The 13,461-nt window shown below is 61.0% G+C and carries 14 protein-coding genes; 9 read left to right on the top strand and 5 right to left on the bottom strand.

Annotated elements, in window-relative coordinates; translation table 11 throughout:
* Positions 1 to 15 precede the first annotated feature (15 nt).
* Complete coding sequence (flgK, locus tag ABF990_RS05060; protein WP_415499877.1) at positions 16 to 1,587, bottom strand: flagellar hook-associated protein FlgK; 1,572 nt, start codon at positions 1,585 to 1,587, stop codon at positions 16 to 18.
* 212 nt (positions 1,588 to 1,799) lie between these two features.
* A complete protein-coding gene (locus tag ABF990_RS05055) occupies positions 1,800 to 2,543 on the bottom strand; it encodes a flagellar hook basal-body protein (protein ID WP_415499878.1) in 744 nt (247 codons plus the stop codon).
* Positions 2,544 to 2,865: 322 nt separating this feature from the next.
* Here ABF990_RS05055 and flgG point away from each other — a divergent pair, with 322 nt between their 5' ends.
* The 3 genes from flgG to flgH are packed head-to-tail and all read left to right on the top strand — an operon-like array spanning position 2,866 to position 5,427.
* Positions 2,866 to 3,651: a flagellar basal-body rod protein FlgG gene (gene flgG / locus ABF990_RS05050; protein WP_415499921.1), complete on the top strand. Its 786-nt coding sequence runs from the start codon at positions 2,866 to 2,868 to the stop codon at positions 3,649 to 3,651.
* Positions 3,652 to 3,653: 2 nt separating this feature from the next.
* Positions 3,654 to 4,676 (top strand): flagellar basal body P-ring formation chaperone FlgA, encoded by a 1,023-nt coding sequence (gene flgA / locus ABF990_RS05045; protein WP_415499879.1) that lies wholly within the window; start codon positions 3,654 to 3,656, stop codon positions 4,674 to 4,676.
* Positions 4,677 to 4,701: 25 nt separating this feature from the next.
* Entirely contained in the window at positions 4,702 to 5,427 is a 726-nt protein-coding gene (flgH, locus tag ABF990_RS05040) for a flagellar basal body L-ring protein FlgH (RefSeq protein ID WP_415499880.1), read from the top strand.
* A gap of 502 nt (positions 5,428 to 5,929) precedes the next feature.
* On the opposite strand, the gene ABF990_RS05035 is transcribed toward flgH, so the two are convergent.
* From ABF990_RS05035 to ABF990_RS05025, 3 genes are all read right to left on the bottom strand, one after another.
* Positions 5,930 to 6,925, bottom strand: coding sequence for a flagellin (locus ABF990_RS05035; protein WP_415499881.1), 996 nt, complete (start codon positions 6,923 to 6,925; stop codon positions 5,930 to 5,932).
* 323 nt (positions 6,926 to 7,248) lie between these two features.
* Positions 7,249 to 7,842, bottom strand: coding sequence for a hypothetical protein (locus ABF990_RS05030; RefSeq protein ID WP_415499882.1), 594 nt, complete (start codon positions 7,840 to 7,842; stop codon positions 7,249 to 7,251).
* Positions 7,843 to 8,139: 297 nt separating this feature from the next.
* Positions 8,140 to 8,313: a hypothetical protein gene (locus ABF990_RS05025; protein WP_415499883.1), complete on the bottom strand. Its 174-nt coding sequence runs from the start codon at positions 8,311 to 8,313 to the stop codon at positions 8,140 to 8,142.
* Positions 8,314 to 8,333: 20 nt separating this feature from the next.
* Here ABF990_RS05025 and ABF990_RS05020 point away from each other — a divergent pair, with 20 nt between their 5' ends.
* From ABF990_RS05020 to ABF990_RS04995, 6 genes are all read left to right on the top strand, one after another.
* Positions 8,334 to 8,672 carry a flagellar hook-basal body complex protein FliE gene (locus ABF990_RS05020; RefSeq protein WP_415499884.1) on the top strand — a complete coding sequence of 113 codons (339 nt, stop codon included), beginning with the start codon at positions 8,334 to 8,336 and terminating at the stop codon, positions 8,670 to 8,672.
* 8 nt (positions 8,673 to 8,680) lie between these two features.
* Positions 8,681 to 8,956, top strand: coding sequence for a flagellar biosynthetic protein FliQ (locus tag ABF990_RS05015; protein WP_415499885.1), 276 nt, complete (start codon positions 8,681 to 8,683; stop codon positions 8,954 to 8,956).
* 85 nt (positions 8,957 to 9,041) lie between these two features.
* Positions 9,042 to 9,854: a flagellar biosynthetic protein FliR gene (locus ABF990_RS05010; protein WP_415499886.1), complete on the top strand. Its 813-nt coding sequence runs from the start codon at positions 9,042 to 9,044 to the stop codon at positions 9,852 to 9,854.
* Positions 9,855 to 9,866: 12 nt separating this feature from the next.
* The gene (locus ABF990_RS05005) at positions 9,867 to 10,955 is read left to right on the top strand and encodes a flagellar biosynthesis protein FlhB (protein WP_415499887.1); all 1,089 of its coding nucleotides are present in this window, start codon (positions 9,867 to 9,869) and stop codon (positions 10,953 to 10,955) included.
* 248 nt (positions 10,956 to 11,203) lie between these two features.
* Positions 11,204 to 12,544, top strand: coding sequence for a flagellar hook-basal body complex protein (locus ABF990_RS05000; protein ID WP_415499888.1), 1,341 nt, complete (start codon positions 11,204 to 11,206; stop codon positions 12,542 to 12,544).
* 352 nt (positions 12,545 to 12,896) lie between these two features.
* Positions 12,897 to 13,433, top strand: a complete 537-nt coding sequence (locus ABF990_RS04995) for a flagellar basal body-associated FliL family protein (protein ID WP_415499889.1) — start codon at positions 12,897 to 12,899, stop codon at positions 13,431 to 13,433.
* Positions 13,434 to 13,461 lie beyond the last annotated feature (28 nt).

The following is a 13,461-nucleotide window of genomic DNA, read 5'->3' as shown; positions in this document are numbered from 1 at the left end:
AGGACCTTCCCGTTCTTAGTTGATCGCATCCAGCAACGCGGTGAACATGGACTGCACCGCCGTCACGACTTTCGCATTGGCGGTATAGGCGTTTTGCAGCGCGACCACTTTGGACATTTCATCGTTCACATTCACCCCCGAAACATTCGACACATTGGTCTGAAGCACGGTCTGGGTGGTGGTGGCTGATGTCAGGCTGGTAGTGGCGCTGCCAATGGTCGCACCCTGGTTCGACGTCAGGGCGGTTGCCAGAGCCACCAGGCCCTGCGCCCCAGTATAGCCCGTAGACTGGCTTCCGTCTGGTCCCAGGCCACTGGACGGTGCTTCCAGCGTACCGCTGACAGCGGTCGAACCCGTTCCAAAAGTCTGGCTGAGCACGGTCGAGATCAGCGACGTGTCTCCCGTCTGGGTGGTGCCGTCCGAGGCCGTCGTGGTGGTCAGCAGCGATGGTTTGTCAACATAGGACTGGCTGACGCTGATAGCAGAGGACAGGTTGACAATACCGTCGGGCGTTCCCTTTGTCGTATCGGAAGACTGCGCCACCGTCGTACCCGTCGCATCGGTACCGTTCGAAAACAGGCTCATGCCAGCGCTCGAAAACCGGTTGATCAGCGTATAGGAAAAGGAATCGAGCTGGGCCTGCATCTGCGGGTATGTGGTGTCACGCAGGGTGATGTTCGCGCCCAGGGTTCCACCGGTCAGGGATGAGGTAATATCCTTGCCACCCAGCGTAATCCCCGAAATAGCCGAATCCGTGTCCCCGGCCTTGTAATAGGATTCCGCCGTGACGGAGGAATCCGAGGTGGAAAGCGGCCAGGTGGAACTGGGCAGTTTCACCGTATTGTCGTTCAGCCCCATCTGGTCGGGGCGGGTCGGCAGCTCGGTACCGTTGGCCGTGCGCACGACCATGTCGCCGCTTGAGGTCTCGGAAAATGTCACGGAAAGCTGGGACGACAGGCCGGACATCAGCTCAAGACGCTGGTTTTCCAGATCGGCCGTATCCACACCCGTGGATTTGAGCGTCATGATCTGTTTGGAAAGGGCCCCGATCTCGGTCAGGCTCGTATTGATGCTCGACACGCTTGAGACGACATTGTCTTCCGCGGTCTGGCGCTGCGTCTGATAGGTCTCGGCCAGTGTATGGATATTGGTGGTCAGGGACTGCGCGGCCGTAATCACGGCAGACTGGGCACCACTGTTCAGCGGGGTCGATGTCAGGGTGGTGAGATCGTCGCTGACGGTACCGAGCAGGTCGGACAGGGTATTCGAACTGCCCGAGTCCGAATCAGTGGTTGTGCCTTGCACGGCGGATACGGCGGAAAGCGACGTGCTCATGGCCGTGTAAGACGCCACGCTGGCGTTCTGGGTGTACAGGGCTTTCTGGAGCGCCGCATTGATGCTGAGCTGTGTCGCGGCAACCTTGACGCCATTGCGCTGGCCCGCAGGCACGTCGGAGACCACGTTGGAAATCTCGGCCACATAGCCCGTCACGCCCGAGTTCGAGACATTTTGAGACGTTACGGACAGCTGATATTCAAGCGCGTTCAGGCCGCCGGTCGCGATTGAAAGTGATGAAAGCAGATCCATTCTCAAATTCCCCGCGCGTGAGCACCAAGCCCACGGCTCCATATCACCCGACGACACTCAAAAAAAACTGCCGGCCCGATCCGGGCCATATAACCCGTCTGGCTATAGTCAAATAGTTTCCAGAAAGTTACCGAAACGGAAAAACCATTCCTGTTTCTCGCACATACCGGCGCAGGCGGGCAAGCCATTACGCGCCGCGTGTCAGGCCGGAATCAGGACGTCGGGTCGGTTGTGATCTTGTCGATCGCATTGGTCCGGCGCGTGGATTCCGTCTGCACCAACTGGAATATCAGGTCGTGTTCGCGCTGGATTTCGATCAGCCGCGTCGTTTCAGCCACCGTGTTGACGTTGCTCGATTCCAGCATACCCTGCCGGATTTCCTTGTTGACTACGGGGTGTGTCTGCGTGGTCGGCCTGAGCAGGTAGCTGCCCTCGGGCACCAGGGTGTTGATATTATCGACCGTCACAAGCCCGATGGAGCCGATCGCGCCATCCTGGGTCGAAATCGTCCCGTCCGACGCCACGGACAGAATGTCTTCCTGCGGCTGGATGACAAGATTGCGCCCGTTCGAGTCAAGCAGCGGGTTGCCGGACCCGTCGACAATGGTGCCATCCATGCGGCGGTGGAACTGGCCGTTACGGGTCAGCCGCACACCCTGGGTGGTACGCACGGAAAAATAGCCCTCATTGTTGATGGCGAAATCCGTCAGGTTTCCGGTCTGGCGCAATTCGCCCTGCAGGTGGTCCTGATAGGTCGCCTGATCCTGACTGAAGGATTCCTCCTTGCTGCCCGGAACGCCCTGTGCGTCCTTCTGCTTGACCAGATACTCGGAAAAAAGCTCCTTCGAGGCCTTGAAACCATCGACATTGGCATTGGCAAGGTTATTGGCCGTGACATCGAGCGCGCGTGACAGCGCATCGATCCGGGACAAGGCGATATAGGTCGTGTTGTCCATATTCTGTCTCCAGAAAGTGCGTCGGGCTGCCGCCGGCTCAACGCCCCTGCCCCGCCCCATGGGCTGGCGGAATGCAACAGGGCCGTGCTGCTATGAATATAAGGAATAGTCCAATAGCCCCGACACGGCAACCAATGCCGCAGGCTGCGGCCCTGTCCCATACAAAAAACTTGCCATCGGGCCGGCATCGTCTTACCTGTGGGGAACGAATACGCCTGCCATGCCGCAGACAATAACGCGGCAGGCACGACACCCTTGATCCACATCTGTCACGTTGGGCAGGCCGGATAATGCGGCCAACCCGGAGGACTGTCATCCGATGATGCGTTCCCTTGATATCGCCGGCACGGGCATGCAGGCCCAGACGACGAACGTCGAGACGATTTCCAACAACATCGCCAACATGACCACCACGGGTTACAAGCGGCGCCGGGCGGAGTTCCAGGACCTGATCTACCAGGACCTGCGCCGCGCCGGCACCATGAGTTCCGATACCGGCGATCTTGTGCCTGCCGGCGCGCAGGTGGGCCTTGGTGTCCGCACCGCGGGCATTTACCGGATCAACGAACAGGGCACGCTCGAACAGACCGGCAACGCGCTGGATCTGGCCGTTGAAGGGACGGGATATTTCCGTATCACCCTGCCTTCGGGCGAATATGCCTACACGCGTGACGGCACGTTCTCCCTGTCTTCGGACGGCACGATCGTCACCGCCGACGGCTACCCGCTGACACCTGACATTTCCCTGCCCAACAATGCCGAAAACATCACCGTCGACCAGACCGGTCAGGTGCAGTACACGGTTTCGGGGCAGACGACGGCGCAGGTGGCAGGACAGTTGCAGCTTGCCACTTTCCAGAACGAAAACGGCCTGGCCGCCATGGGCCAGAACCTGTTCACGGAAACCACGTCCTCCGGCACGGCCAATCTCGGCACGCCGCAAAGCGTGGGCTACGGGTCGATCCGGCAGGGATTTCTTGAGGAATCCTCTGTCAACGTGGTGACCGAAATCACGGACCTGATCACAGCCCAGCGCGCCTATGAAATGAACAGCAAGGTCATCACCGCGTCGGATGAAATGCTTCAGACCCTGACGAATCTGAAATAACCATGCTGTGGCGCGCTGCGATCGGGGGCATGGCCTTTATGGCCTGTGTGGCGCTGCACCCCGCCCCCCTGTCTGCGGCAACCCTCCGGACCGCCACAGTCATTACCTCCGACACCGTCAAACTGTCCGATCTTTTTGCCGATCTGGAACCGGGCCAGGACAAGGTTCTGGGCCCGGCACCCGCACCAGGCGCCAGCATTCAGGTCGGTGGGGGCCAGTTGATTGCCATTGCCGATCAGTATGGGGTCGACTGGCTGGACCAGTCCGCCTCGGCACTGGCAACCATTACCCGGGCGGGGCGGGTGCTGGACAAAGCCTATTTTGCCGATCTGGTTGAAAAAAACCTGCCCGATATCGGGGCTGGCGCTGTCTCGGTCGATCTTTTCGACTTTCACCCCATCATGGTGTCCCCCAGCGATTCCAAGCCGGTGGTGCTGTCCGACCTGAACTGGGACCAGCATAGCGGCCGGTTTTCCGCCACCGTCTATCGCGCACAGCCCACGGGCGACGTCACGCAGGATTCCTTCATGCTGACCGGGGCCATACATGCTGCGCGCAAGGTTCTGGTCTTCTCGCATGCCTTGCAGACCGGGGCCGTCATTACCCCGGCCGACGTGCAGATCAACGATTCCTATACCGGCACCCCGAACGCCAAAACCTACGCGAACGAAGCCGATGTGGATGGCATGACGCTCGCCAACACGGTTCTGGCAGGCGAGCCGGTTCTGGACCGGGACCTGCACCGCACGGTGCTGATCCACAAAGGCGATCCGGTTCTGATCGCGTTTTCCTCTCCCGGCATCCATCTGGCAGCAACCGGCCGTGCGCTGGAAGACGGCGGAGCGGGACAATATGTACGCGCCCTGAACCCGGCCACGGCCATGATTGTGACAGGGCGGGTCATCAACACATCGGAAATCGAGGTCGATGCCGGATCGACCGCCATTCCGTCCGATTCAAACACCCTGCGCCGCCTGACCGCATCTGCCCGCGCCAATTCGCGGTCAGACATGTCAGTGCGGTAGCCGTTCAATGCGTGGGAGCTGACCATTGGGTAAACACCGCCTGTCTGGTGCCGTTGTCACGGGGCTGCTGTGCCTGTCCGGCTGTTCGGGTCTGGCCGACCTGAGCGAAACCGGCCATCCACCGCGCATGACCAAGACATCGGACCCGACCCAGGCCCCCGATTACCGCCCCGTGACCATGCCCATGCCGCCGCTGCAGCCGCCACCTACGGAAGTGGGCAGCCTGTGGCGACCGGGAAGCCGCGCCTTCTTCAAGGACCAGCGCGCCTCGCAGGTTGGAGACCTGATCAAGATCAGCGTGCTGATCGCCGACAACGCGGCACTGACGGACAACACATCGGCTGCGGGCAGTGGATCGGAGAATTTCGGTATTCCCAGCTTTTTCGGCTATCAGGGGTCCCGCCTGAGCAGTTCGACGGCACTGGATACCAGCAGCGCCAGCGCGAACACCGCAGCCGGCACGATCCGACGCAACGAAACCGTAACCCTGTCTCTCGCGGGCACGATTACGCAGGTGCTGCCCAACGGTAATTTCGTTGTCGTGGCCCGGCAGGAAGTCCGGATCAATGGCGAATTACGACAGTTGATGGTCAGCGGTGTCGTCAGGCCGCAGGATATTACCGAAGACAATACCGTAACCCACGACAGAATAGCCGAAGCCCGGATTTCATACGGCGGACGCGGCCAGCTCAGCAAATTGCAGACCCCACGCTACGGCCAGCAGATTCTTGACAGTATCCTGCCGTTCTGAGGCATAATGGTTTTATGATGTAAGGTGGCCCGAGTTAGGGCCAGGCTGCCAAGGCCAGCGCCGCAGCGCCCGGCATGGCCAATCAACGTCCTGTCATTCCGAGCCGACCAGGCCCCGCAGCCATAACAGTTCTGCCCTACGCCGCGCCCCCCAATAAACTGACGCCGGAACAAGCCCAAATCCACCATGGGGGAACACCGTGCCGCTCGGCAGGCTGCGCATGCGGCCCGGACATTATCCCTACCCGGAAATACAACCCCGACCTTCTGTAGCAGATGAATACCCACGCGAATAATAAGGCTGGGACACCCGAGACTTCGCCCCCGTGTTGCAGGGCCGGGTATAGTGCAAGCGCACCCTTTCTCAGTCGTTTTTCGTCCCGCACCACCTGACGACCACTGTCGGGCTGCTGTCGCGCAAGACATAAAAAAATCCCCCCAGCCGAAGCTGGAGGGATTTTCTGCCTACACACCAGACACAAGGCCTGAAGTGTAAAAGCGCCTTACTGGAACAGGGACAGCAGGTTCTGGGACTGCGAGTTGGCAATCGCCAGCGCCTTGATGCCCAGGGACTGCTTGGTCTGCAGCGAGGTGAGCTTCGCGCTTTCGGCCGTCATGTCGGCATCGGTCAGAGCGCCCGCGCCAGAGGTCAGGTTGTTGGACAGCGTGGTGCCGTAAGCGGACATGCTGGTGATGACGTTCGCCTTCGCACCCAGATCGGAGGTGACGTTCGTCATGGCAATAATAGCCTGCTGCACGAGCGCGACCATGCCAGCCAGACCCGTCGTACCTGCAACGCTGAAGTTGTTGGTATTCAGGGTGCCATCGGCAGTCACGAACACGTTGCTGGTCGCATCCGCACCCATGGAAGCGCTCGAACCAAGACCCAGAAGATCGGTAAGAGAGTTCTTGGTGGAGATGGAAGATGCGCCGCTAACCGTCACAGAAGCAGAGGACAGCTGGGTCTTGTAGCTGGAGCCCAAGGAGGTTGTGGCATACCCGGTAATGGTCTGCTGGTCGCCCTGCAGGCCGGTCACGAAGCTCAGAGAGGAAGAGGAAATACCAAGACCATCGCTGGTGCTGGCGGACAGCAGGTTGACGCCGTTCAGGGTGGCGTTACGGGCAATAGTATCAATTTCAGCCAGATCGCTGGTGATCTGTGAGCTGATCTGCGCCAGCGAAGTAGCGGACTGGTTATCACCCAGCGAGGTGACCTGCTGCTGCACGTCCTTCAGCACGCTGAGGATGCTGTTGGCGGCGGTATTGGTGGAGCTGACGATCTGGGACGCAAAGGTCAGGCCATCGTTCACAGCGCTCTGGCCAGCAACGTTACCAGTCATCTGCTGCGCAATGCCGTAAGACGCGGCGTTGTCGGCGGAGGTGGAAACCTTCTGACCGGTGGCGACTGCGTTTTCGGTCTGGCTCAGGGCTGTCTGGGTCGCATTGAGGGTTTCAATGGCGATCATTGAGGAGGTGTTGGTGTTGATAGAAACGCTCACGGGGTCTTCTCCATGCTGTTGCGGACCGTTGGTCACGCCCGCTCAAGGCCCAATAGAGGCGCCAATGGCTAAGAGAAAGTTACCAGAACGCTTTTTTCGCTCTCGCCGTGAATTTTTTTGCCACTCCAGGGAACCGGGACACCCGGCCATATTCATGACACGCATATCGCCCCGGAAATGACCACGCTTCAGGGACGAAATGACGATCAGCGCCACGCATGCGTGGCATCAAAAACGACGGGAATCGGGTACGCAGGTCAATACGCTTGGTCTTCAGGACGCTCTGTCTTCAGGGCGCCCGAAGACAGAGGGACAGGCACAGCTTATTCCTGCGGACCATTGCTTAACCGCACCACCAGGGTGACGGGATTGCCCGCGGCATCCGTGCCCACGGAAAAACGTGACCATTTTCCCGGCGTAAAAACCCACGTGCCGGCAAAGCTCGCTACAAATGGGTGCGGTTTGCAGGGTGCTGCGGGCTGGGACCCATCCTGCTGCTGGGTATCCTGCTGGGCGCACTGGGCGATATCCATGCCCATGGGAATATAGATGTTGGCGTCCATCTGCGCGGTACGCCCGTGAATCTGGATCGTGCCCTCTACCCCGGTTTTTTCACCCGTGGCGGTCTGGCCGCTGCTGTCACCGGGTGTGCCGCGCGTTACGACATCGGTAAAACGGGTGGCATCCGATGCGCAGACCTCGCCCGAGGCAACGCCGGTTGAAAGACCGGCCCCCACCCCTTCGGCCTGCCCGGCATAGGCATGCACCTCCACAATATGAACCGGACCGGCAGGGCAGGGAATCCCGTCATCCCCTGTCTGGGCCAGACCGGTGCTCCGGGCAAACGCCACATGCGCGCCGGCCGTCATGGCCAGCGTGCCCCCCACCAGCACCATGACCAGAAAGATCCTGCGCAAACCCGGCAGCGCCGCAGTCCCGTGCACCCTGTGCGCCAAGCTCCGCATGTTCACCCTGTCGCACCCTTTATTCTGCTGATCGGCACGATCCGATCATCCGACTGAAATACCAACACCAGGCAGCACCCGCCATGGCCCCGGGCCGCCAGGGACAACCCGCCGCGCCAGATGCACCAGATGCCGGGTCTGCGGACCGGCCCCACGCCATGCGGCATGACATGGCCGGGCCGGGCCGGACGGAATGGCCGAAAATATACACTCCGTCCCGTCCGGACAGGCCTGTTCGCGCCTACCATTTCACGTCGTGGCAGGACCATCAACCGGCAGGCCCAAGATTCTGGCGTCACGCACCATGCGGGCGGAAAAGCCTCTGGCCTTATGGGGCCGCAATGCGTAAACTGCAAACCGGTTATAATCCGCCGCGATAACGCGGTTGTCCGGGTTTTCAGCCATCGGGCTGATGGTCAACATATTATAGAGTACCGCCATATATGATTAGCGATGTCACACGCAGTCTCGATGCGCTGAACGCCTACGGGCAGACCCAACAGAGCCTGCAATCCACCGGCACGGGGCTGGATACAGGCAGCGCCACCCAGACCCCCGATGCCGTGTCGGGCTTTACGGACGTACTGAACAACGCGCTGACCGGCGCCATCGCCACCGGCAAGACGGCCGAAGCCCAGACCGCGACCGGCCTGTCCGGCAAGGGCAGCCTGACGGATATCGCCACATCGGTCGAGGAAGCCAAACTGACCCTGCAAACGGTCACGACCGTCAGGGACAGGGTTGTTCAGGCGTACCAGGACGTCATGAAAATGTCGATCTAGGCCACGACATGCAGCATACGGTCGATGTTCATGAAATTTTGCGCCAGACGCTGCTTGTCGCGGTAAAAATGGGGGCGCCGTCGCTCCTGGCCTCACTTTGCGCGGGGCTGCTGGTGTCCCTGTTCCAGGCCATGACACAGGTGAGCGAGGCAACTCTCTCCTTCGTGCCGAAATTCGTGGCCGCCATGGCCGCGTTGCTCATGACCGGCTCGTTCATGTATTCGACCCTCAATACCTACGCGCATACCATTTTCGACCAGATGATTCTGGTTGGCGGGTCCTGATGACCACGCAAGTCCCGCAGTTACGCGGCACTGGTGGCCGCCTGCCCCGACGGATGGGGCCAGACAGCCGGGCCAGCACGCGGGAATGACCGGGGTGCCGTATATCCCCGGCGGGTCGGTCGCGGTTCTTGCCGCCTTGTTCCTTATCATTCTGTGCCGTATCAGCGCCCTGGTCATGACATCGCCGGGGCTGGGCGATACGACATCCCCCATGGTGGTCCGGGCCGGGCTTGCGCTCTGCATTACGGTAGCCGTGCTGCCGGTCCTGCAGGACCGGCTGATGGACGTGGCGACCCACGCCATCCATGTCCCGTTCCTGGCGGTTGCCCTGATCGTGGGCGAACTGCTGTGCGGGGCGTTTATCGGGCTGCTGGCCCGTCTGGTGTCCGAAGCCATCGCCATCGCCATGCAGATCATTGCCGTGTTTACCGGGCTGAGCAGCGTGCTTCAGCCAGACCCCGAACTGGGGGCGGCCAGCACGGCCATCAGCCACATGGCGTCATCCCTGGTGCCGGTCATTTTCCTGTCCACCGGGCTGTATGCACTCCCCCTTGCCGCCGTCACGGGGTCGTATGCGCTGTTTCCGCCCGGACATATGCCCATGATCAGCGACATGGCGCTCAGCGTCACGCACGCCACGGCCCAGACCTTTGCGCTGGGCCTGCAACTGGCCGGGCCGTTCATCCTGATCGGCACATTATGGCCAGCCATGCTGGGGGTGCTGAACAGGCTGCTGCCGGCCATTCAGGTTTATTCCCTCGCCATGCCGGCCCAGCTTCTGGGGGGTGTTTTTCTTCTGGCCATGCTGATCCAGGTCATGACAGGGGTATGGCAGGCAAGAATGGGCGACCTGCTGCTGGGGCTTCCCGGCATTGGCGCCGCCACACCCGGCCACTGAGGACACCCGACCATGGCCGAAGATGCGTCGGGGGGTGGCGAACGGACACAGGCCCCCACAAGCAAGAAACTGGAAAACGCGCGCGAGGAAGGCAATATCGCCCAGTCGCGCGAGGTGCAGATGTTCGCGGTCCTGGGTGCGTTCCTGCTGGTTTTCGCCCTGACCGCGGCCTCTACCGCGCGCGTTTTCGTCCAGAACATGCACGGTATTGTGGAACACTTCGACCAGATCCCGACCGACATGACCTCGATCGCCCGGGTGACGCGACAGGCCGGCCTTGAAGGCGTGAAACTGGGCATGCCACTGGTACTGGCAAGCCTTGTCACGGTGCTGGCATGCGGCATGCTTCAGACCGGGCTGCTGTTCCGCCCGCAGGGCCTGATACCCGATATCTCGCGCCTGTCGCCCATGAACGGCATCAAGCGGCTGTTCGGCATTACCAACGTGATCGAACTGATCAAGAGCATGGTCAAGTTCAGCGTTTTCGCCTTTCTGCTTTTTGGCGTGGCGAAAGGAACACTCGCCATAGCACCGCAGGCCGAGCGCTGGACCATGACACGCCTGACGTCCGAACTGGTGTCATGGTTCATGTACGCGACACTGACCGTGCTGCTCGTGCAATGCGCCATCGCCCTGCTGGACGATCTCTGGACGCGCTACCACAGGCTGAGCAAGCTGCGCATGAGCTTTCAGGAAATCAAGGACGAAACACGCCAGACCGAGGGGGACCCCCAGGTCAAGTCCCGCCTGCGGGTGCTGCGCCGCAAACGGGCGCGCCAGCGCATGCTCCAGGCTGTCAAGACGGCCACGGTGGTCATTACAAACCCAACCCATTACGCCGTCGCCCTGCTGTATGAAAACGGGGCCGACCACGCGCCCCGGATCATTGCCAAGGGAGCGGACGACCTTGCGGCACGTATCCGCCACACGGCCGAGGATGCCCGGGTGCCGGTCGTCTCCAACCCGCCCGTGGCCCGCGCCCTATACACCATGCCGCTGGATTCCGAGATCCCACCGGAATATTTCCAGCCCGTGGCGGCCATCATCGCCTATGTCATGAAGCTGAAAACCCCCGGCTCCCGCGCGGCACCCCGCCGCTGAATGCCCCGGCGGACCGGCACGCCTGCCCTACGCCGGAAACAGCCCGCCAAACCACCAAACAATGCAGGAAAACCTTGCGTTTCGTGCCGCACGTGCTAGTCAAAAGGGCAATAAGGCGTAGATGTCGCGTTGGGAATGTATTCAGCCGCCATTCCGTGCCGTAAGACGCTCGTCTGGTTCACCCCGAAACCGGGGAACCCGATGGCGGGACGGGACATACAGCAGCGCGCGCAAGGCAGGGATAACTCATGTCGGTCTTCAATGCCCTTTCCACGGCTGTCAGCGGCATCAACGCGCAGTCCACGGCGTTTACGAACCTCAGTAACAACATCGCCAACAGCCAGACCGTCGGCTACAAGGCCAACACCACGGCATTCCAGGATTTTGTGGCCGGGTCCCTGACAGGCGCCGCCTTCGCGGAAGGTGTGTCTGACTCGGTCGCCGCCGTTACTGTCCAGCACGTCAATAACCAGGGCACGGCCTCAAGCAGCACCGACACCCTGGCCATGACGATTTCGGGCAGCGGGCTGTTCGATGTCTCGAAGGAGACGGGTGCCACGACGTCCGGCACCACGCAGTTCCAGCAGCAGCAGTATTATACCCGCAACGGCGAGTTCTATGAGAACAACGCCGGGTACCTGGTGAACACCGCCGGGTACTATCTGGACGGCTATAACGTGGATGCCACCACCGGTGCGCTCAAGACCACGCTGGAGCCGATCAAGGTCTCGGACATCGCCTTCCGGCCGACGCAGACCACAACCCTGACGACAACGGCCACGCTGCTCTCCAAATCCGACAACAGCGGCACCGCCACCTCGGCCGTCGCCACGGTGTACGACGGCAACTACAACCAGACCAACCCCACAAGCAATTCCGGCGCCGTGCAACTGAACTGGACGCAGACCGGAACCAATACCTGGACCGTTACGGGTACGGCCGCGACCTCGCCCAGCGGTGTCGGCACCGTTACGGTCAGCAATGCAGGCCCGTATACCGTCACCTTTGACGACAGCGGCAGCCTGGCATCGATCACCGACAGCAGTGGCAACAACGTCTCCTCGACCCTGAGCGGCGCGGCCGCCACCATTCCCATGACCGTGACATATGGCGACGGTTCCGTGCAGTCGATCGATATGAACCTGGGCACGATCGGCGGCACCACGGGCACGACAGTGTCCACCACCACGACAAGCTCCCCCACGCTGGTCAGCGACAGTGTAACGAGCAGCAACTATACCGGCCTCAGCATCGAAAGCGACGGCTCGATCATGGCGTCTTTCGACAATGGCGACACGCAGCTTATTGCCAAAGTGGCGCTGAGCAACTTTGCCAATGTCAACGGCCTGAACGCCGTGGACGGCCAGGCCTACACGGCGACGGCTTCATCCGGCAGCGCCCAGACCGGCCTGATCGGCGAAAACGGCACGGGCACGCTTTCGGTCGGCTATGTCGAATCGTCCACCACCGATCTGACCAGCGACCTGTCCGCCCTGATCGTCGCGCAGGAAGCCTATTCGGCCAATACCAAGGTTGTCACGACCGCCGATAACCTGCTCCAGGCCACCATCGCCATGAAGCAGGGCTAACAGCTACGCGCTGGCCCGGCGGGGCTGCCTGATCAGGACAGGCCCCGCCGTACACCCGGACGAAAACCCGACATTCTGGACCGAGCGCCCTGCCCGCAGGCCTGCAGGCCCACATGGCTGGGTGCGAGGCGGTGTTGCGTGCGGATTTTCGTGGCATCCCGCTGTTTTAGCTGCCAAAAACCGGAATTCCCGCCTGCAGGCAGGTGCTGTCTGCCGTCCCCGCTCCCCCATGAACGGTTCCACCAGCCCGCAACTTTAGCCTGCGCCTGACAGAAACCATTGAGTAGGCGCGGTCCAGTAGCTAGACTGCGCGCTGGTGCGTTTATTCAACCATTCCCGGAGCCAACCAGACATGAGTGAGACTGTTACCGGCGGCGTGCCCGCTTCCTCCGCGGGGGAAGATCACAAGGAGACAGCGTCCGCTGATTCAGCCTCTAACCTGCGTAAACGCAAGGTCATGTTCCTTGGCGCGGTCATTCTTGCCCTTGTCGTGGCCGGGGTTGCCGTAGGCAAATTCACCAATCTGTTCCATTCCATCCGCAGCGATGTCACCAAACAGACAAAGGAAGCGGGCAGCATGCTGCACCCGCCGATTATTCTGGGTATCCCCACCCTTGTTTCCAACCTCGACAGCGGAGATGGACGGACAGTCTACGTCAAACTGACCGCCAAGGTGGAAATTGTCGGCGCGAAGGATGCCACGTCCCTTCAGGACAGCGTTCCCGTCATTCAGGATATTTTCCAGACCTACCTGCATGAAACACGCCCGCAGGATATTCGTGGCAACGGCATTTACAGACTGCGCGAAGCCATTTTGCGCCGCCTGCAGGCTGAACTGGCCCCCCTGCAGGTGACCAATCTCTATCTTGTCGAATTTCTTGTCCAATAAGCCCAGACGCCGACAGCCCCACCACCGT

It is taken from the genome of Acetobacter sp., assembly GCF_047723915.1.
GTDB lineage: Bacteria > Pseudomonadota > Alphaproteobacteria > Acetobacterales > Acetobacteraceae > Acetobacter.
Note: the sequence above shows the minus strand (reverse complement) of the source record. Positions and strands in the feature narration are given on the sequence as shown.

What these genes read in the sequence shown, in the direction of transcription:
- ABF990_RS05015 (WP_415499885.1), top strand. Translation starts at nt 8,681, where the DNA reads ATGCAGCATACGGTCGATGTTCATGAAATTTTGCGCCAGACGCTGCTT.
- ABF990_RS05005 (WP_415499887.1), top strand. Translation starts at nt 9,867, where the DNA reads ATGGCCGAAGATGCGTCGGGGGGTGGCGAACGGACACAGGCCCCCACA.
- ABF990_RS05025 (WP_415499883.1), bottom strand. Translation starts at nt 8,313, where the DNA reads ATGTTGACCATCAGCCCGATGGCTGAAAACCCGGACAACCGCGTTATC.
- flgG (WP_415499921.1), top strand. Translation starts at nt 2,866, where the DNA reads ATGCGTTCCCTTGATATCGCCGGCACGGGCATGCAGGCCCAGACGACG.
- ABF990_RS05010 (WP_415499886.1), top strand. Translation starts at nt 9,042, where the DNA reads ATGACCGGGGTGCCGTATATCCCCGGCGGGTCGGTCGCGGTTCTTGCC.
- flgK (WP_415499877.1), bottom strand. Translation starts at nt 1,587, where the DNA reads ATGGATCTGCTTTCATCACTTTCAATCGCGACCGGCGGCCTGAACGCG.
- ABF990_RS05055 (WP_415499878.1), bottom strand. Translation starts at nt 2,543, where the DNA reads ATGGACAACACGACCTATATCGCCTTGTCCCGGATCGATGCGCTGTCA.
- ABF990_RS05020 (WP_415499884.1), top strand. Translation starts at nt 8,334, where the DNA reads ATGATTAGCGATGTCACACGCAGTCTCGATGCGCTGAACGCCTACGGG.
- ABF990_RS05000 (WP_415499888.1), top strand. Translation starts at nt 11,204, where the DNA reads ATGTCGGTCTTCAATGCCCTTTCCACGGCTGTCAGCGGCATCAACGCG.
- ABF990_RS04995 (WP_415499889.1), top strand. Translation starts at nt 12,897, where the DNA reads ATGAGTGAGACTGTTACCGGCGGCGTGCCCGCTTCCTCCGCGGGGGAA.
- flgA (WP_415499879.1), top strand. Translation starts at nt 3,654, where the DNA reads ATGCTGTGGCGCGCTGCGATCGGGGGCATGGCCTTTATGGCCTGTGTG.